The organism is Ralstonia psammae, from assembly GCF_958405935.1.
GTDB lineage: Bacteria > Pseudomonadota > Gammaproteobacteria > Burkholderiales > Burkholderiaceae > Ralstonia > Ralstonia psammae.
Genome location: NZ_CATZBU010000018.1, coordinates 21,010 through 38,505, shown reverse-complemented (window position 1 = coordinate 38,505; position 17,496 = coordinate 21,010). Strand labels below are relative to the sequence as shown.

16 protein-coding genes are annotated in these 17,496 nt (G+C 65.4%); 3 read left to right on the top strand and 13 right to left on the bottom strand.

The genetic code is table 11. The annotated features are described in order from the left end of the window. Nucleotides 1-47: 47 nt before the first annotated feature. The 6 genes from otnI to R2N16_RS23340 form a co-directional block, all read right to left on the bottom strand. The gene (gene otnI / locus R2N16_RS23365) at nt 48-836 is read right to left on the bottom strand and encodes a 2-oxo-tetronate isomerase (protein ID WP_316669084.1); all 789 of its coding nucleotides are present in this window, start codon (nt 834-836) and stop codon (nt 48-50) included. A gap of 23 nt (nt 837-859) precedes the next feature. Further along, nucleotides 860-2,182, bottom strand: coding sequence for an MFS transporter (locus R2N16_RS23360; RefSeq protein WP_316669082.1), 1,323 nt, complete (start codon nt 2,180-2,182; stop codon nt 860-862). Between the two features lie 62 nt (nt 2,183-2,244). Then, complete coding sequence (gene otnC / locus R2N16_RS23355) at nt 2,245-2,889, bottom strand: 3-oxo-tetronate 4-phosphate decarboxylase (RefSeq protein ID WP_316669080.1); 645 nt, start codon at nt 2,887-2,889, stop codon at nt 2,245-2,247. Further along, nucleotides 2,886-4,199, bottom strand: a complete 1,314-nt coding sequence (gene otnK, locus R2N16_RS23350; RefSeq protein ID WP_316669078.1) for a 3-oxo-tetronate kinase — start codon at nt 4,197-4,199, stop codon at nt 2,886-2,888. The genes otnC and otnK overlap by 4 nt, the downstream gene beginning before the upstream one ends. Continuing rightward, complete coding sequence (gene ltnD, locus R2N16_RS23345; RefSeq protein ID WP_316669076.1) at nt 4,196-5,107, bottom strand: L-threonate dehydrogenase; 912 nt, start codon at nt 5,105-5,107, stop codon at nt 4,196-4,198. The genes otnK and ltnD overlap by 4 nt, the downstream gene beginning before the upstream one ends. A gap of 15 nt (nt 5,108-5,122) precedes the next feature. Then, nucleotides 5,123-5,839 (bottom strand): FadR/GntR family transcriptional regulator, encoded by a 717-nt coding sequence (locus R2N16_RS23340; RefSeq protein ID WP_316669073.1) that lies wholly within the window; start codon nt 5,837-5,839, stop codon nt 5,123-5,125. Between the two features lie 133 nt (nt 5,840-5,972). Here R2N16_RS23340 and denD point away from each other — a divergent pair, with 133 nt between their 5' ends. Next, a complete protein-coding gene (gene denD, locus R2N16_RS23335) occupies nt 5,973-6,956 on the top strand; it encodes a D-erythronate dehydrogenase (protein ID WP_316669070.1) in 984 nt (327 codons plus the stop codon). Here the strand turns inward: denD and R2N16_RS23330 are convergent. Together R2N16_RS23330 and R2N16_RS23325 are read right to left on the bottom strand one after the other, a co-directional pair. After that, the gene (locus R2N16_RS23330; RefSeq protein ID WP_316669067.1) at nt 6,953-7,597 is read right to left on the bottom strand and encodes a response regulator; all 645 of its coding nucleotides are present in this window, start codon (nt 7,595-7,597) and stop codon (nt 6,953-6,955) included. The two genes, denD and R2N16_RS23330, sit on opposite strands and share 4 nt — an antisense overlap. After that, the gene (locus R2N16_RS23325; RefSeq protein WP_316669065.1) at nt 7,594-9,033 is read right to left on the bottom strand and encodes a cache domain-containing protein; all 1,440 of its coding nucleotides are present in this window, start codon (nt 9,031-9,033) and stop codon (nt 7,594-7,596) included. Before R2N16_RS23325 ends, R2N16_RS23330 begins: the two co-directional genes overlap by 4 nt. A gap of 229 nt (nt 9,034-9,262) precedes the next feature. On the opposite strand from R2N16_RS23325, the gene R2N16_RS23320 reads away from it, so the two are divergent. Both R2N16_RS23320 and R2N16_RS23315 read left to right on the top strand, forming a co-directional pair. Further along, nucleotides 9,263-11,317 carry a carbon starvation CstA family protein gene (locus R2N16_RS23320; protein ID WP_316669063.1) on the top strand — a complete coding sequence of 685 codons (2,055 nt, stop codon included), beginning with the start codon at nt 9,263-9,265 and terminating at the stop codon, nt 11,315-11,317. A gap of 8 nt (nt 11,318-11,325) precedes the next feature. After that, on the top strand, nt 11,326-11,520 hold the full coding sequence (locus R2N16_RS23315) for a YbdD/YjiX family protein (RefSeq protein ID WP_316669061.1): 195 nt from the start codon (nt 11,326-11,328) through the stop codon (nt 11,518-11,520). Between the two features lie 74 nt (nt 11,521-11,594). Here the strand turns inward: R2N16_RS23315 and R2N16_RS23310 are convergent, their stop codons facing one another. The 5 genes from R2N16_RS23310 to gabT all read right to left on the bottom strand — a co-directional run bounded on the left by R2N16_RS23310 (nt 11,595) and on the right by gabT (nt 17,369). Beyond that, nucleotides 11,595-12,341, bottom strand: coding sequence for a tetratricopeptide repeat protein (locus R2N16_RS23310; RefSeq protein ID WP_316669059.1), 747 nt, complete (start codon nt 12,339-12,341; stop codon nt 11,595-11,597). A gap of 103 nt (nt 12,342-12,444) precedes the next feature. After that, the gene (gene metW, locus R2N16_RS23305) at nt 12,445-13,080 is read right to left on the bottom strand and encodes a methionine biosynthesis protein MetW (RefSeq protein ID WP_316669057.1); all 636 of its coding nucleotides are present in this window, start codon (nt 13,078-13,080) and stop codon (nt 12,445-12,447) included. Next, a complete protein-coding gene (metX, locus tag R2N16_RS23300) occupies nt 13,077-14,291 on the bottom strand; it encodes a homoserine O-succinyltransferase MetX (RefSeq protein ID WP_316669055.1) in 1,215 nt (404 codons plus the stop codon). The genes metW and metX overlap by 4 nt, the downstream gene beginning before the upstream one ends. A 290-nt stretch (nt 14,292-14,581) precedes the next feature. Continuing rightward, on the bottom strand, nt 14,582-16,084 hold the full coding sequence (locus R2N16_RS23295) for an NAD-dependent succinate-semialdehyde dehydrogenase (protein WP_316669053.1): 1,503 nt from the start codon (nt 16,082-16,084) through the stop codon (nt 14,582-14,584). Nucleotides 16,085-16,088: 4 nt separating this feature from the next. Then, nucleotides 16,089-17,369: a 4-aminobutyrate--2-oxoglutarate transaminase gene (gabT, locus tag R2N16_RS23290; protein WP_316669051.1), complete on the bottom strand. Its 1,281-nt coding sequence runs from the start codon at nt 17,367-17,369 to the stop codon at nt 16,089-16,091. Between the last annotated feature and the right edge of the window lie 127 nt (nt 17,370-17,496).

The window sequence follows — 17,496 nt, the reverse complement described above, 5'->3', positions numbered from 1 at the left end:
CGGACTGCGCATGCAGCTCCGGCCGTTCTTGTTGGAGGCAATGCCGATCAGCGTGGGCGCTCGCGCCAGCGCTTGAGCCAGCCGAGCCCTTCGCTCGTGCCGGCACGCGGCCGATATTCGCAACCGACCCAGCCGTTGTAGCCAAGCGCATCCAGCAACGCAAAGAGGTGTGGATAGTTCAGTTCGCCTTCGTCCGGTTCGTGGCGATCGGGCACGCCGGCAATCTGCACGTGACCGACATCAGCGACGTACTGCTTGAGCTTGACCGACAGATCGCCCTCCATGATCTGCGCGTGGTACAGGTCGAACTGCACCTTGACGTTGGTCGCGCCGACTTCCTTGCACACCGCATGCGCCTGCGCCTGATGCGTTAGGAAGAAGCCCGGCATGTCGCGCGTGTTGATCGGCTCCAGCACGATGGTGATTCCCGCACCGGCAGCTTCGCGCGCAGCGTAGGCGACGTTGCTCACGTAGGTGGCGTGATGGCGTGCGCGGTCTGCACCGGCGGGCAGCAGGCCGGCCATCACGTGCAGACGCGTGTTGCCGAGCACCTGCGCATACTCCAGCGCTGTCGCAATGCCGCGCCTGAACTCCTCTTCGCGACCGGGCAACGAGGCGATGCCGCGCTCGCCGCCAGCCCAGTCGCCCGGCGGGGCATTGAACAGCGCCTGTGCGAGGCCCGCGTCGTCAAGACGGGCGCGGATATCCGCCTTATCGAAGTCGTAGGGGAAGAGGAACTCTACGCCCTCGAAGCCATCTTTTGCCGCGGCGGCAAAGCGGTCGAGGAACGCGTGTTCCTGGTACATCATGGACAGGTTGGCGGCAAAGCGCGGCATGATAAACCTCTGGATACGATTGCTTATTTGTTGACCAGCTTCGGCGGCGTACGCAACACGGCAATACAGCCGAGCACCAGCACGCCCGCCAACGCATACATGCCCGCGGATGTGCTGCCGGTCATGTCCTTGAGCGCACCGATCATATAGGGGCTCACGAAGCCGGCCAAGTTGCCGACCGAGTTGATGGCGGCAATACCGGCAGCGGCGGCGGTGCCCTGCAGGAAGGCTGTCGGCAGCGACCAGAACAGCGGCGCGCACGTCAGCACACCCGCGGCGGCCAATGAGAGGAACACGACCGACACCGCCACGTTGTGCCCCGCGGTCGCCACCACGGCAAACCCGACTGCGCCCATCAGCGCCGGCACCACCAGGTGCCAGCGACGCTCGCGGCGTGCATCGGCACTGCGGCCGATCAGCACCATGGTGATCGCCGCACATACGTATGGAATGGCGGAGAGCACCCCCACCATGAAGGTGTCTGTCACACCGGCGTTCTTCACCAGCGTCGGCATCCAGAACGTCAGCCCGTACTGACCCATGACGAAGGTGAAGTAGATCAGGCTCATCATCCACACGCGCGGGTCGGAAAACACCTTGCCGATGCCGGGGTGTTCGGTCTTGCCTTTGTTATCGGCGGCGATGTTGGCTTCGAGGATCTGCTTCTCGTCTTCCGACAGCCACTTGGCCTTGCGGATGCTGTCGTCGAACTTCCAGAGCACCAGCAGGCCGACCAGCACAGCAGGAATTGCCTCGATCACGAACATCCACTGCCAGCCCTGCCAGCCGCCTGCGCCTGCCCCGTGGAACGCGCTCATGATCCAGCCCGACAGCGGATTGCCAAAGATGCCCGAGATGGGAATGGCTGCCATGAACATCGCCACAATGCGTGCGCGCCGATGCGACGGATACCAGTACGTCAGGTACAGGATGATGCCGGGGTAGAAACCCGCTTCCGCCAAACCCAGGAGAAAGCGCATCACATAGAACTGTGTGGGCGTCTGCACGAATGCAAATGCGCCCGAGATCAACCCCCACGTGATCATGATCCGCGCGATCCAGATACGCGCACCGATCTTGTTCATCAGCAGGTTGCTCGGCACCTCGAAGAGGAAGTAGCCGATGAAGAAGATGCCGGCACCCAGCCCGTATACCGTCTCGGAAAAATTCAGCGCCTGCGACATCTGCAGCTTTGCAAACCCAACGTTTACACGGTCGAGATAGGCGACCACGTAGCACAGCATGATGAGCGGGACGATGCGGCGCGACACGCGCGCATAGACGCTGTCCTCTTTTGAAACGGCGTGCGAAGGCAACGCCGCCGGGGTAGCGGTCGAGGTGTTCATGTGGTCTCCGATGTAGGTGTTATGTGGGCCGTGCAGCGGGCGCTACCGGTTGCTACCGGTTGCTACCAACGGGCCCCGAATGTCTGGCGCAGTTCGTCGAGCTGCGCGTCGGACAGCGGTGCGGGCTTGGGTTCGGTCATCAACCAAAGCCGTGCGGTTTCTTCCAGTTCTTCCAGCGCGTAGGCCGCGTTCGACACCGAGCCGTGCCACACCACGGGGCCCAGTCGATCGAGCAGCACGGCACGCACGTCATTGGCCAGCGCAGCAATCTGCGCAGCCACATCCGGATGCCCCGGTCGCCGATACGTGATGAGCGGCACGTGACCGACCTTCATCACGTAGTACGGCGTGATGGGCGGCAGCACATCGGCTTCGTGCCAGACGCCCGCCAGCGTGAGCGCCACGAGATGCGTCGAATGCGTGTGTACCACGGCATGCGCGTCGGCGTTGCGGTCGTAGATGCCGCGATGCAAGGCGAGCGTCTTCGACGGCTTGTCGCCGCCGACCCACTCGCCGGTCGCCAGCACCTTGGCAATACGCGCCGGGTCCAGCGTGCCGAGGCAGGCATCGGTGGGCGTGATGAGCCAGCCGTCTGGCAAGCGTGCGCTGATATTGCCCGCCGTGCCGACGGTGTAACCACGTGCATACAGGCTCTGGCCAACGCGGGCGATCTCTTCACGCAGTGCATTTTCGGCGGCCGCGCTCATACCGCTGCCTCCTGGGTGGCCTGCGCCAGTTGCGCGAGCGCCTTCTCGAAGAAATCCACCGTTCCGAAGTTGCCGGACTTCAATGCCAGTGCAACCGGATCGTTGTCGATGGTGGCCGTCCAGGGCACACCCGGGTCGATCTGCGGGCCGATGCGCAGCGCGCGCACATCGAGCGCCTGCACCACCGCGCCCGATGTTTCGCCGCCGGCCACCACGAAGCGGCGCACGCCATCGGCATGGAGCGTGCGTGCAATGCGGCCCAGTGCGTCTTCCACCAGCTTGCCGGCGCGCTCCACGCCCAGCATCTGCTGCACACGTGCCACTTGCTCCGGCGCACTGGTGGCGTACACCAGCACCGTCTGGCCGGCATGGCGGTGCACGAAATCAAGGGCCTCGACGACCACCGGCGCACCTTCGGCCAGCGCTAGCGGATCAATCTGGAACGCGGGGCGCGATGCTCGCCAGTGCGCGACCTGCGCGTTTGTCGCGCGCGAGCAGCTGCCCGACAGCACGATCGCCGAATCGGCCACTGCCGGCAGTTGCGCCGCATTACCGTGCGCGGTGATCAGCCCCGCGCGGCGGTATTGCGCCGGCAAGCCAAGCGCCAAGCCCGAGCCGCCCGTGAGCAGCGGCAGATCGGCAAACGCCTCGCCCAGCACGATCAGGTCATCGTTGGAAATGGCATCGGCAATTGCCAGCTTCACGCCGTCGGCGCGCAGTTGCTGGGCCTGGTCGCGAGCGGCCTGCGCGCCGCGCATGATGGTGTCGTAACGCAGCAAACCAACCTTGCCCGCACACTGGCGCGCGAGCACCGGCACGAGGTTCGGATCGCGCATCGGCGTCAGCGGATGGTGCTCCATGCCCGACGCGTTGAGCAGCACGTCGCCCACGAACAGATGGCCACGGAAAATCGTGCGGCCGTTCTCCGGAAACGCGGGGCAGGCCAATGTGAAATCGGCGCCCAGTTCGGCCATCAACGCCTCGGCCACGGGGCCGATGTTGCCGTCGTCGGTGGAGTCGAAGGTCGAGCAGTATTTGAAGAAGAAGCGCGAGCAGCCTTGCGCGCGCAGCCAGCGCAGTGCGTCCAACGACTGCGCCACGGCATCGGCCGCAGGAATCGTGCGCGACTTGAGCGCGACGACAATCGCATCCGCATCGGCGGCGATGGCTTCATCGCCGGCCTGTGGCACACCGATGGTCTGCACGGTACGCATGCCAGCGCGCACGAGCATGTTGGCAAGGTCAGTGGCGCCGGTAAAGTCGTCGGCGATGCAACCGAGGACCGGGCGGGAAGTGTGCGCTGCACTCATTTCGGCTGGCCCTCCGGCAACGTGATCCCCGGGAAGATCTTGATCACGGCGGAGTCATCTTCCCTGGCGTAGCCGGCCGTGGACGCCTGCATGAACATCTGGTGCGCGGTGGCCGCCAGCGGCAGCGGGAACTTGGTCGCACGCGCGGTATCGAGCACGAGTCCCAAGTCCTTGACGAAGATGTCGACGGCCGACAGCGGCGTGTAGTCGCCGGCCAGCACGTGGGCCATGCGGTTTTCGAACATCCAGCTGTTGCCGGCGCTATGGGTGATGACTTCGTACAGCGCATCCGCCGCCACGCCTTCGCGCAGGCCCAGCGCCATGGCTTCAGCCGCAGCGGCGATATGCACGCCCGCCAGCAACTGGTTGATGATCTTGACCTTGCTGCCCGCGCCAGCCTTGTCGCCCAGGCGATAAACCTTGCCGGCCATGGCGTCCAGCACGTGGCCCGCTGCGGCATACGCCTCGGGCGTGGCCGAGGTCATCATGGTCATCTGGCCCGACGCGGCCTTGGCAGCGCCGCCCGAGATGGGGCCATCCACGTACAGGATGCCCTGCTGGGCAAGACGTGCCTCCAGCGCAATCGACCAGTTCGGGTCCACCGTGGAACACATGACGAAGGTGCTACCCGATCGCATGGCGCTCGCTGCGCCGCCCTCGCCGAACAGCACGGCTTCCGTCTGCGCGGCGTTGACGACCACCGAGACCACCACGTCCACGCCGGCCGCCACCTCGGCCGGCGTTGCGCAGTCGACGCCGCCTTCCTTGGCGAAATCCGCAGCGGCACCCGGGCGCGCGTCGCAGGCATGCACGGTGTAGCCATGGTTGCGCAGGGTCTTGGCAATGCCCAAACCCATGGCGCCGAGTCCGATCACGCCGACCTTCCGATCAACCGCCGATTGCGTCATGAATTGCTCCTGAAATCAGTCTTGCGCTGCATCGCGGCCTTCGGCCAAACGACGTGCGGCATTGAACATGTGGGTCTGCGCGGCAGTGCGCGCGGCCAGTGCATCGTGGTTGCGCACGGCCTCGACGATGGCGCGGTGCTCGTCGCGCACCTGGCGCGCGAAGTCTTCGCGGCGCGCTTCGTTGCTGCGCGTCACGCCGATCGCCTCTTCCAGGTATTGGCTGAAGAAGCCGAGCGCCTGCACCAGAAACGGATTGCCGCTGGCGGCTGCGATGGCGTGGTGAAAACGCAGGTCTTCGGCCACGCCGTCACCGCCGGCCGCCACGGCAGCGTCGATGCCGTCGAGTGCGGCGTCGATCTCGATCATCTGTGCATCGGTGCGACGCTGGGCAGCCAGCGCTGCGCCCTCGGCTTCCAGCGCACGGCGCAGCTCAATGATGTGCAGCACGGCATCGATCGAGCCGGCCTGCGCCGCGTCGATACGCAGCGGTTTCAGGCCGGCCTGCTGCGTGACGTACACGCCGCTGCCCTGGCGCGCTTCGACCACGCCTTCATGGCGCAAACGCGAGATGGCCTCGCGGATCACCGTGCGGCTCACACCGAATTCCTGACCGAGCACGGTTTCGGAGGGCATGCGTTCGCCGCGGCGCAGTTCGCCCGCGTCAATCTTGTCCATCAGGGTCTGCGCCACACGGTCGGACAGGGAGGGTGCGGCGTCGAGTCGTTCAAACATGGTGGCGGGGATGTCTTGGCAAGCGTAAATTCGTCGTGTCATCATACAAGTTGAGTCGCAGAGCTTCATCCCTGTTTACCCTAGGCATCGATCAAAACGCCCGGCGGCTTACGTCAGGCAACAAGGAGACACCATGAACATCGTCATCACCGGCGGCGCCGGTTTCCTGGGCCAGCGCGTGCTGGCGGCACTGCTCGAGCAACCGGGCCTGCCCGGCGCGGACGGCTCGGTACAGCCGGTTGAGACCATCATCGTGCTGGACCAGGTGGCCGGCCAGATTGCCGATGCGCGCGTGCGCTACGTGACCGGCGATGCCGCCGATCCGGCCCTCATCGCCCAGGTAATCGACGAAAACGTGGGCGGCGTGTTCCACCTGGCCGCCGTGGTGAGCGGCACCGCCGAGGCCGATTTCGACCTGGGCATGCGCGTGAACCTGGACGGCACGCGCGCGTTGCTCGACGCACTGCGAGCACAGCACACCAAGACCGGCCGTGCCCCGCGCGTGCTGTTCGCCAGCTCGGTGGCGGTGTTCGGTGGTCAACTGCCCGCCGTTGTTACCGACGACACAGCGGCCACGCCGCAGGCCTCGTACGGCGTGCAGAAGCTGATGGGCGAATACCTGGTGGGCGAGTATTCGCGCAAGGGCTACGTCGACGGCCGCGCCGTGCGCATCCCGACGGTGTCAGTCCGCCCAGGCAAGCCGAACGGCGCCGCATCGAGCTTTGCCAGCGGCATCATCCGCGAGCCGCTGTCTGGCGAGGAAGCCATCTGCCCGGTGGAAGCCGAGACCGAACTGTGGCTTGCCTCGCCGCGCCAGGTGGTGGCCTCGCTGCTGCACGCGTACACGCTGCCGGCGTCGGCATGGGGCAATCGCCGTTCATTGAATCTGCCGGGCATTACGGTGCGTGTGCGTGAGATGGTGGAAGCGCTGCGCAAGGTGGCGGGCGATGCGCCGGTCTCGCGCATCCGCTGGGAGCCGGACGCGCGCATCAAGGCCATCGTGCAAAGCTGGCCGGCACGCTTCGATACCTCGCGCGCCGATGCGATGGGCTTTGGCCGCGACACCTCGTTCGAAGCGATGGTGCGCGATTACGTGGATGGCACGAAGGGCGTCTAGCGGCCTTTTCCCAACTCCACCGCAAACTTCACCAGCTCCGCCTGCCCCTCGATGCCGAGTTTGCGCTTGAGGTTCAGGCGGTGCGATTCCACCGTACGCACGGATAAGCCCAGCTCGTCGGCGATGCGTTTGTTGGCATAGCCCTTGGCGATGCCGTCGAGAATGTCGCGCTCACGCGGGGTCAGCGCCTCTACCGGCGTGGGCATGACAGCCTGCTCGGCCATGCGCATTGCCAGCTGCGCGCTGTAGAACGGTCGGCCGGCCAGCACGGCGTCGATCGCCTCGACCAGCTCGCTGGCGGGCGCGTCCTTGAGCACGTAGCCACGCGCGCCGGCGCGAATCACCTGCCGTACGTACTCCAGGTTGTCGTGCATCGACAGCACGAGCACGGCAATCTCGGGAAACTCCTCGGCAAACTTCTCGGTCAGGGCGATGCCGTTCATGCCGCGCATGCCGATGTCCATCAGCGCCAGATCGGGGGACAGTGTGCGCGCGGCCTGCAGGGCGGCATCGGCGTCACCGGCTTCGCCCACCACTTCGAAATGCGGCACGGCTTCCAGCCGCACGCGCACGCCATCGCGCACGAGCGGGTGATCGTCGACGAGAAGCAACTTGACGGACGCGGGTGGTCGCATATTCATACGAGCGGAGAAGAGGGGGCAGAAGCCAGTTGAGCGATGACGCCATGCGGCAGCACGGCGCACACCTCGGTGCCGTGCGGGCCGGAGGCGATGGTACAGGTGCCGCCCAGCGCGGCCATGCGCTCACGCATGTTGCGCAAGCCGATGCCGTGTTGCGGGTCCACCTGCACGGATTCCACGTCGAATCCGGGGCCGTTGTCGCGAACGGACAGGCGCACGGCATCGATATCGTTTTCAAGCAACACGCCGATGCGCGTGGCTTGCGTGGCATGGCGCTCGATGTTCGAGACAGCCTCCTGCGCAATGCGGAACAGCGCGGTGTTGCACGCGTCCGGTAACTGCACGGGCGGGCCGACAAGTTCTAGCGCGATCGCAAACCCCGGCTGGCTGTCTTCGTGCGCCTCGCGCGTTTCGCGCACGAGCAGCTCCAGCGCAGCGGCCAAGCCGAGATCATCCAGCAGGGCGGGACGCAGATTGTGCGACACGCGCCGCACCTCGCCCAGCGCACCGTTCAACCGATCGAGCGCGCGGCGCAACATGCCGGCCGCCCGTTCGATTGACGACGGCGATGCTGGCGCCGCTTCAAGATGACCGTGCGCGGTTTCCAGCAGCAGCTTGGTCGACACCAGCACCTGGCTGATGCCGTCGTGCAGCTCACGCGAGACGCGCGCGCGTTCGTCTTCCTGAGACTTCACCACCTGCTGCGCGAGCTGGCGCAGCTTGGCATCGGCTTGGCGATGGTCGCTCACGTTCAGCGCCAAACCGCTGCCGGCCACCAGCAGGATGCTGATCGCGGCAATGCCAACCACCCAGGCCAGCGTCTGGTCGATATTGGTCTGCGCACGCCGGTCAATCTCACGCAAGGTCTGTTCGATGTCGTCCAAGTACAGACCGGTGCCGACCATCCAGCCCCACTGCGGAATCGGCTCGACATAACCCAGCTTGGGCACGCTCTGGTGCGTCGATGGCTTGTCCCACATGTAGCGCACGAAACCGCCACCGGCCTGCGCGGCAGCCACCAGTTTTTGGATGGTTGGCTGGCCGCCGGAGTCCGTCAGGTCCCACAGATCGCGCCCGACCAGTTCGGGCTGGCGCGGGTGCATCAGGTTGCGGCCGCGCAGGTCATAGAGAAAGAAATAGCCGTCGGTGCCAAAGTCGAGGCGGGCGAGGGTGCGCATGGCTTCATCGCGCGTGGCTTCGTCCCGTGCTGGGTCACCGCTTTGGCCGGACGCAAGCAACGGCGCGATGGCGCTCTGCGCAAGCTTTACGTAAGACCGCAGCTCGGTTTCCTTGGCCTGCAGGTAGGCCGATTCCACCAGTTGCCGCTCGTGCCGCGCCAGCGCAATCGACTGATGCCGCACAGTCAGCATGATCGCCAGCATGGCGATGGTCAGCGGTGCGACGGCGAGCAGCAGGATCTTCTGGCGGAGCTTCATGGCAAAACGCGGCGTGGATTGCGGCATCGCAAGGTGGCGGCGCGGTCTCGGTCAGGTGTGGCGCCCTCTGCGTAGAACTACGGACGTGCGCTGCGTAGTCCTCCGCTTGTGGCGCGGGGCAGGGCTGGCAAATACTACACGCCCCTGTCACGGGGCAGGACTTACTGCAGGGATGAACCCACATCCCGCGTTCAGCAAACAACTTCGACCAAGGTTCGAGGAGACCGACATGAGCTTCGTCAGGCAACACCTGATCTGGCTGGTCGTCGCCATTCTTGGCGCGTCTGCCTTTGCCACCGTTGCGCTTGCGCGCGGCGAGGCAGTCAGCGCGCTATGGGTGGTGGTGGCCGCCGTATGCATCTACCTGATCGCGTATCGCTACTACAGCCGCTTCATTGCCGACAAGGTGCTCGGCCTGGACGGCACCCGCAAAACGCCCGCCTGGCGCTACAACGACGGGCTCGATTACGTTCCCACCAACAAGCACGTGCTGTTCGGCCACCACTTCGCGGCCATTGCCGGGGCAGGTCCGCTGGTGGGCCCCGTGCTGGCCGCACAGATGGGCTATCTGCCCGGCATGCTGTGGATTCTGGCCGGCGTGGTATTTGCCGGGGCGGTACAGGATTTCATCGTGCTGTTCATCTCCACCCGCCGCGACGGCCGCTCGCTGGGCGATCTGGTGAAGAGCGAGATGGGCACGGTGCCCGGCGTGATCGCGCTGTTTGGCGCGTTCCTCATCATGATCATCATCCTGGCCGTGCTGGCGCTGATCGTGGTGAAGGCGCTGGTCGGATCGCCATGGGGCACCTTCACGGTGGCCGCGACGATTCCCATCGCGCTGTTCATGGGCGTGTACGTGCGCTACATCCGCCCGGGCCGCATCGGCGAGATCTCCATCATCGGCTTCGTGCTGCTGATGCTGGCCATCATCGGCGGTCAGGCCGTGCACGAAAACGCCGCGCTCGCGCCGCTGTTCACGTTCGACGGCAAGGCCCTCACGTGGATGCTGATCGGCTACGGCTTTGTCGCCTCGGTGCTGCCGGTGTGGCTGCTGCTCGCCCCGCGTGATTACCTGTCGACGTTCCTGAAGATCGGCACGATCCTGGCCCTGGCCATCGGCATCCTGATCGTCGCGCCGCAGATGCAGATGCCTTCGCTCACGCAGTTTGCTGGGGGCGGCGGCCCGGTGTGGTCGGGCAACATGTTCCCGTTCCTGTTCATCACCATTGCGTGCGGCGCGGTGTCGGGCTTCCACTCGCTCATCTCGTCGGGCACCACGCCCAAGTTGCTGGAGAACGAACGCCAGGCGCGCTTCATCGGCTACGGCGCAATGCTGATGGAATCGTTCGTCGCCATCATGGCGCTGGTGGCTGCTTCGGTCATCGACCCGGGCGTGTACTTCGCGATGAACAGCCCGGCCGCGCTGGTGGGTGCCACGCCGGACACGGTGGCCCAGACGCTGTCCACCTGGGGCTTCGTCATCACACCTGACGTGCTGATCCAGACCGCCAAGGACGTCGGCGAGAACACCATCCTCGCCCGTGCAGGCGGCGCCCCGACGTTGGCCGTGGGCATGGCGCACATCCTGCACCAGGTGGTGGGCGGCCAGGCCATGATGGCCTTCTGGTACCACTTTGCGATCCTCTTCGAGGCGCTGTTCATCCTCACCGCCGTGGACGCAGGTACGCGCGCGGGGCGCTTCATGCTCCAGGATCTGCTGGGCACGTTCGTGCCGGCGCTCAAGCGCACGGATTCGCTCGTCGCCAACCTCATTGCCACGGCCGCGACCGTCGCACTGTGGGGCTACTTCCTGTACCAGGGCGTGGTCGATCCGCTGGGCGGCATCAACACGCTGTGGCCACTGTTCGGCATCTCCAACCAGATGCTCGCCGCGATTGCGCTGACGCTGGGCACCTGCGTGCTGGTCAAGATGAAGCGCGATCGCTACGTGTGGGTGACGCTGCTGCCGACCATCTGGCTGCTGATCTGCACGCTCACGGCCGGCTGGCAGAAGCTGTTCGATCCGGACCCGAAGATCGGCTTCCTGGCGCACGCCAACAAATACGCCAGCGCGATCGGCGAAGGCAAGCTGCTGGCCCCGGCCAAGTCGATGGCGCAGATGCGGCAGGTGGTGCTCAACGACCGCATCGACGCATTCCTGTGCGGCCTGTTCATTCTCGTGGTGGTCAGCATCGCCTGGTATGGCCTGCGCACGGTACTCAAGGCGCGCGCCGCGAGCCGCCCGACCGCCAACGAAACGCCGTACGAAGCGCTGGGCGCATGAGCACGGGCATGCGCGAAGAACTCGAAAATTTCGGCCGCTACCTTGGCCAGACGCTGCGGCTGATGGTCGGCGTGCCGGACTACGACACGTACGTGCGCCACATGCAGGAGACCCATCCCGACCAGGCCGTCATGACGTACGCAGACTTCTTTCGCGAACGCCAGGACGCGCGCTACCAAGGACGCGTCGGCCGGTGCTGTTGATGAACGGTTGAACGCGATGCAAAGCAAAACCGCCGGTGCATGCAACCATGCACGGCGGTTTTTGCTTGGGTGTGCTACATGGACTGACGTGCCGCAGTGGGTGGGTCGCCATGCTTGGCACGATAGGTCTTCTCCACCAGCTCGCGCAGCTTGCCGAGTGCACCCACATCGCCTTGCGCAGCCGCCCTGCCGTACCACTTCTTGGCCTGCTCGATATCCTGCGTCACCACGCCGGGTTCACCGCGCTCGTAATAGCTGCCGACGATGTACTGCGATGGACCATCGCCCCCTTCGGCGGCCTTCTTGTACCAGTTGAACGCACGCCCATAGTCGCGCGGCACTCCGCGACCGGTGAAGTAGTTGGTGGCCAGCGCGCGCTGCGCCTCGACATGCCCGCCGGCGGCGGCGCGCTCGTACCACTTGTCGGCTTCTTCCAGGGAACGCGGTACCAGCTCGCCGCGCTCAAACAATTCGCCGTAGGCAAACTGCGCGTGTGTCATCTGGTTGTCGGCGGCGCGGTGCAGCCATTTGACTGCTTCGTCGGGCCGGGCGACGGTGCCTTCGCCGCGCATCAGCATCATCGCGTAGTTGAATTGCGCGAGTCGGTTGCCGCGCTGCGCTGCCTCGGCAAATTCGTTGAAGGCGTGGCCGAAATCGTTCTTCTCGTAGTGCGCGATGGCAATCTGGGTGAGGGCGGCGGCATCGCCCTGTGTGTCGGCAGGCGACGTTGCGGCAAATGCAAACGGCATCGCCATGCCCATTGCCACCACCAACACCGCCTGCAGCATGCGCGGACTTCTGCGCCGGATCTGTCTGCTCATCGCACGCTCCTCACCGGAAGATGGCCCAGTGTAGCGCGCCAACCTGCGACGTGTGGGTGCGCACGAACCCGCACACCGCCGGCGCATAAAGATGCCGAGGCAATCAGCCCGCGCGCACCCGGTACACCGCCACGCTGCCTCGCCAGTTGGCACCCCAGCGCACCACGTTGCCTTCATGCAGCACAACGCGATCGAGAATCACCAGCCCCACCTTGGGTGCCAGCGCTTCAAAGTCGCGGATGGTCAGCACGCGGACGTTGGGCGTGTTGTACCACTCGTACGGCAGCGACTTGGACACCGGCATGCGCCCGCGAAAAATCGAGAGCCGATGCGGCCAGTAGCCGAAGTTCGGGAACGACACGATGCACTCGCGGCCCACGCGCAGCATCTCGCGCAGCACCTGCGCCGTGTTGTGTATGGTCTGCAGCGTCTGCGAGAGAATGACCGTATCGAAGCTCTTATCCTCGAACAGCGCGAGCCCGCCCTCCATGTTCTGCTGGATCACGTGCACGCCCTTTTGCGTGGAGGCCAGCACACCCGCATCGTCGATCTCGATGCCGTAGGCCAGCACGTCGAGCTCATCCTGCAGCACGCGCAACAGGCTACCGTCGCCGCAACCGAGGTCGAGCACGGTGGAGTGCGGTTCAATCCAGCGGGCGATCGCACGAAAGTCCGCGCGGTCCGCCAGGATGTTTGGCACCGCGGACGGCGCAGCGAGGTTCAGCGTTTGCGTTGTCATGCGCCGATCTCCTGGGCGATGCGTTCGTAATAGGCGCGTACCAACGCGTGGTAGCGCGCGTCTTCCAAAAGGAAAGCATCGTGTCCATGTGGCGCGTCGATCTCGCCGTAGGTGACGGGATGCTTGTTGTCGAGCAGCGCCTTGACCAGCTCGCGGCTGCGCGCGGGGGCAAAGCGCCAGTCAGTCATGAAGCTGACGACGAGGTAGCTCGCCTTGGTATGCGCGACGGCCTTGGTCAGGTTGCCGCCATAAGACAGCGCTGGGTCGAAATAGTCGAGCGCGCGCGTGATCAGCAGATACGTGTTTGCATCGAAGTACTCGGCAAACTTGTCGCCCTGGTAGCGCAGGTAACTCTCGACCTGGAATTCGACGTCGAACGAGAAACGGATGTCTTCCGCCTTCAGCTCGCGGCCGAATTTCGCGGCCATGTCTTCGTCCGACAGATAGGTGATGTGGCCGATCATCCGGGCCACGCGCAGACCGCGCTTGGGCTTGACGTTGTGGGCGTAGTAATCGCCGCCGTGGAAGTCGGGGTCAGACAAGATCGCACTGCGCGCCACCTCGTTGAAGGCGATGTTCTGCGCCGACAGCTTGGGCGTGGACGCCACCACCACGCAGTGCCGCAGCCGCTCCGGATACATCAGGCTCCAGGCCAGCGCCTGCATGCCGCCGAGGCTGCCGCCCATCACCGCCGCGAATTGCTGGATGCCGAAGCGATCGGCCACGCGCGCCTGGGCGTTCACCCAGTCTTCGACCGTCACCACGGGGAAGCGCGCGCCGTACGGCAGGCCGGTTTCCGGATGCGGACTCATGGGGCCGGTCGAGCCGAAGCACGAACCGAGGTTGTTCACCCCGATGACGAAGAAGCGGTTGGTGTCGACCGGCTTGCCGGGGCCAACCATGTTGTCCCACCAGCCGACCTCGCCCTCGGCATGCACGCCCGCTACGTGGTGCGAGGCATTGAGCGCGTGGCAGATGAGCACGGCGTTGGAGCGGTCGGCGTTGAGCGTGCCGTAGGTTTCGACCATCAGATCGTAGCCGCTGATCTGCGAGCCGTTGCGCAATTGCAGTGGCTCGGCAAAGTGCATGCGCTCGGGCACGACCAGGCCGATGGCGTTGGGTGGCTTGCCCTGATGTGCCGTGGGAGAGGATGTATCGGCCTGGGCCGCATCGGCTGCGGTGACCGCGGGGTCAGCCTGGATATCTGTCATGGCACCAAAGAAAAAACCCGACCGGCAACGCTGTTCACGCAACCAATCGGGTTCTCATGTGGCGCACGTGGGGCACTTGCTTTCACCACCTCCGCTCTGACCGAACCTCTTTAGCCGCATTTGTAATGAGAGCCCAGAGACACATTTGTGCAGCCTGAACTCCCGCGCGCCCGCAAGCCAGTCGTCAAATCGGCGCGCCAGAGGGGAATGATTATAGAGCAAGCGGCGGCGGACGCATCACCGCCTCGTGATGCGTCCGATCCCGGCCACACGCTGGGTCAAAGGCCAGATCAAAGGCCGGCCATGTTGATGTACTTGATCTCCAGGTATTCGTCGATGCCGTACTTCGAGCCTTCGCGGCCCAGACCCGATTGCTTGACGCCGCCAAACGGCGCTTCGGCCGTCGAGATCAGACCCGTATTGACGCCGACCATGCCCGACTCCAGCGCGTCGGAAACGCGCCATGCGCGGCCCAGATCGCGCGTGTAGAAATACGCGGCCAGGCCGAACTCGGTGTCGTTGGCGGCGGCCACGGCTTCATCTTCCGTATCGAAAGGAATGAGCGCAGCCAGCGGGCCGAACGTTTCTTCATGCGTGAGCAGCATGCCGGGCTTCGCATCGACCACGACGGTCGGCTCGAAAAACGCGCCGCCCTGCGCGGCCAGCGCATGGGGCTTGCCGCCCGCCAGCACGCGAGCGCCTTGGCGCACGGCGTCGTCCAGGTGCTGTTGCACCTTGTCCATCGCGCGCATGTGGATCAGCGGGCCCTGCTGCACGCCGGGCTCCGTGCCGTTGCCCACGCGCAGCGCGCGCACAGCGTCAGCCAGCTTGGCAGCAAACGCGTCGTAGATGCCGCGCTGCACGTAGAAGCGGTTCGCGCACACGCAGGTCTGGCCCGCGTTGCGGTACTTCGCGACCATCGCGCCTTCCACGGCCGCATCGACATCGGCATCGTCGAACACGATGAACGGCGCGTTGCCGCCCAGTTCGAGCGAGAGCTTCTTGATGTCGTCGGCGCACTGGCGCATCAGCAAGCGGCCAACGGCGGTCGAGCCCGTGAAGCTGAGCTTGCGCACGATGGGGTTGGACGTCAGCTCGCCGCCAATGGCTTGCGAATCGCCCGTGACGATCGAGAGCAGGCCCGCCGGCACGCCGGCGCGCGCCGCAAGCTCGGCAAACGCCAACGCTGAGTAAGGCGTTTCCAGCGCAGGCTTGACCACCATCGAGCAGCCGGCCGCCAGCGCCGGACCGACCTTGCGCGTCATCATCGCGATGGGGAAATTCCATGGCGTGATGGCCGCGCTCACACCAATCGGCTCTTTCTGCACGACGATACGGCGATCGCCCTGCGGCGAGGGAATCGTGTCGCCGTAAATGCGTCGGGCCTCTTCCGCAAACCATTCGATGAACGAGGCAGCGTAGGCGATTTCGCCGGCGGCTTCCGGCAGCGGCTTGCCTTGCTCAGCCGTGAGGATGGCGGCGAGATCCTGCTGATGCTCCATCATCAAATCAGCCAGCTTGCGCAGGATCTTGGCGCGATCGCGTGCGCTCACCTTGCGCCAGGCGCGTTGCGCAACCTGTGCGGCGTCGATGGCGCGGCGCGTTTCGGCAGCGCCCATGCCGGGCACGGTGCCGATCTTGCGGCCGGTGGCAGGGTCCGTCACGTCGCGCGTGGCGCCGCCATCGGCATCGGCCCATGTGCCGGCGAGGAACGCCTGCGTGCGCCACAGGCCGGGGTCTTTCAGTGCGATAGGTGGCGTAACCGGCGCGCTCGGCAAATCGGTGCGGGTCATGGTGTCAGCCCTCCAGTGCGCGTTGCAGGATCGCAAGGCCCTCTTCGAATACCGCGTCTTCAATCGTGAGCGGGAACAGGAAGCGGATCACGTTGCCGTACACGCCGCACGACAGCAGAAGCAGGCCGGCTTCGAGCGCGCGCTGCTGCACGAGCTTGGTGAAATCGGCGTCGGGCTTGCCGTCCGGCGTATTGAACTCAACAGCAACCATCGCGCCTACGCCACGCACTTCGGCAATGCGGGGCTGCGTGGCCTTGGCAGCGTTCAGGGCATCGACGAGGCGTGCACCCAGGGCGGCGGAGCGCTCGCAGAGTTTCTCGTCGGCAATGATGTCGAGCACCGCATGTGCGGACGCCACCGCCAACGGGTTGCCGGCGTAGGTGCCGCCGAGCCCGCCGGGCGCAGGCGCGTCCATGATCTCCGCGCGGCCCGTGACGGCGGACAGCGGCAGGCCACCGGCCAGGCCCTTGGCCATCGTCGTGATGTCCGGCAGCACGCCGGTGTGCTCCATGGCGAACAGCTTGCCGGTACGGGCAAAGCCGGTTTGCACCTCGTCGGCGATCATCACAATGCCGTGTTCATCGCAGAGCGCACGCACAGCGCGTACGAAATCGGCGGGCATCTGGTAAAAGCCGCCCTCGCCCTGCACCGGCTCGAAGATGATGGCCGCAACCTGGCGCGGATCAATATCCGCCTTGAACAGACGCTGGATGGCATCGAGCGCGTCCTGCGTGCTCACGCCATGCAGCGCGACCGGCGCCGGCACGTGATAGATGCTGCCCGGGAACGGTCCAAAGCCCGTCTTGTACGGTACCACCTTGCCCGTGAGCGACATGCCCATGAACGTGCGACCGTGAAACGCCCCCGTGAGCGCAATGACGCCTGGGCGGCCCGTGTGCGCCCGGGCGATCTTGATGGCGTTTTCCACCGCCTCGGCGCCGGTGGTGAAGAACGCGGTCTTCTTGGCATGCGAGCCGGGCGTGATCGCGTTCAGGCGCTCGGCCAGCTCGACGTACGAGCCGTACGGCACGATCTGGAAGGCGGTGTGCGTGAAGTGATCCAGCTGCTCGCGCACGGCCTGCACCAGACGCGGGTGACGATGGCCCGTGTTGACCACGGCAATGCCGGCCGCGAAGTCGATGTAGCGGCGGCCCTCCACATCCCAGAACAGGGCATTCTCGGCACGCTCGGCGTAGCGGTCGGTCATCACACCAACGCCACGCGGCGTAGCGGCCAGGCGGCGGGCATTCCATTGGGCGTTCTGTTGCGGGTCTCGGGCGTTCATGGCGGTCGTGTGCGTTGGGTCAAGAAGATGCGATGCGAGCCAGTGTGGCGTCATTGGCTCTATACAATAAGACCCAATCAGGTTTTTCTTTTGGAACCACTTCGGTTCCATCGCACACCATGGCCGA

Excerpts from the sequence above, each read along its gene's own strand:
- otnI (WP_316669084.1), bottom strand. The coding sequence starts at position 836 with ATGCCGCGCTTTGCCGCCAACCTGTCCATGATGTACCAGGAACACGCG.
- R2N16_RS23360 (WP_316669082.1), bottom strand. The coding sequence starts at position 2,182 with ATGAACACCTCGACCGCTACCCCGGCGGCGTTGCCTTCGCACGCCGTT.
- otnC (WP_316669080.1), bottom strand. The coding sequence starts at position 2,889 with ATGAGCGCGGCCGCCGAAAATGCACTGCGTGAAGAGATCGCCCGCGTT.
- otnK (WP_316669078.1), bottom strand. The coding sequence starts at position 4,199 with ATGAGTGCAGCGCACACTTCCCGCCCGGTCCTCGGTTGCATCGCCGAC.
- ltnD (WP_316669076.1), bottom strand. The coding sequence starts at position 5,107 with ATGACGCAATCGGCGGTTGATCGGAAGGTCGGCGTGATCGGACTCGGC.
- R2N16_RS23340 (WP_316669073.1), bottom strand. The coding sequence starts at position 5,839 with ATGTTTGAACGACTCGACGCCGCACCCTCCCTGTCCGACCGTGTGGCG.
- denD (WP_316669070.1), top strand. The coding sequence starts at position 5,973 with ATGAACATCGTCATCACCGGCGGCGCCGGTTTCCTGGGCCAGCGCGTG.
- R2N16_RS23330 (WP_316669067.1), bottom strand. The coding sequence starts at position 7,597 with ATGAATATGCGACCACCCGCGTCCGTCAAGTTGCTTCTCGTCGACGAT.
- R2N16_RS23325 (WP_316669065.1), bottom strand. The coding sequence starts at position 9,033 with ATGAAGCTCCGCCAGAAGATCCTGCTGCTCGCCGTCGCACCGCTGACC.
- R2N16_RS23320 (WP_316669063.1), top strand. The coding sequence starts at position 9,263 with ATGAGCTTCGTCAGGCAACACCTGATCTGGCTGGTCGTCGCCATTCTT.
- R2N16_RS23315 (WP_316669061.1), top strand. The coding sequence starts at position 11,326 with ATGCGCGAAGAACTCGAAAATTTCGGCCGCTACCTTGGCCAGACGCTG.
- R2N16_RS23310 (WP_316669059.1), bottom strand. The coding sequence starts at position 12,341 with ATGAGCAGACAGATCCGGCGCAGAAGTCCGCGCATGCTGCAGGCGGTG.
- metW (WP_316669057.1), bottom strand. The coding sequence starts at position 13,080 with ATGACAACGCAAACGCTGAACCTCGCTGCGCCGTCCGCGGTGCCAAAC.
- metX (WP_316669055.1), bottom strand. The coding sequence starts at position 14,291 with ATGACAGATATCCAGGCTGACCCCGCGGTCACCGCAGCCGATGCGGCC.
- R2N16_RS23295 (WP_316669053.1), bottom strand. The coding sequence starts at position 16,084 with ATGACCCGCACCGATTTGCCGAGCGCGCCGGTTACGCCACCTATCGCA.
- gabT (WP_316669051.1), bottom strand. The coding sequence starts at position 17,369 with ATGAACGCCCGAGACCCGCAACAGAACGCCCAATGGAATGCCCGCCGC.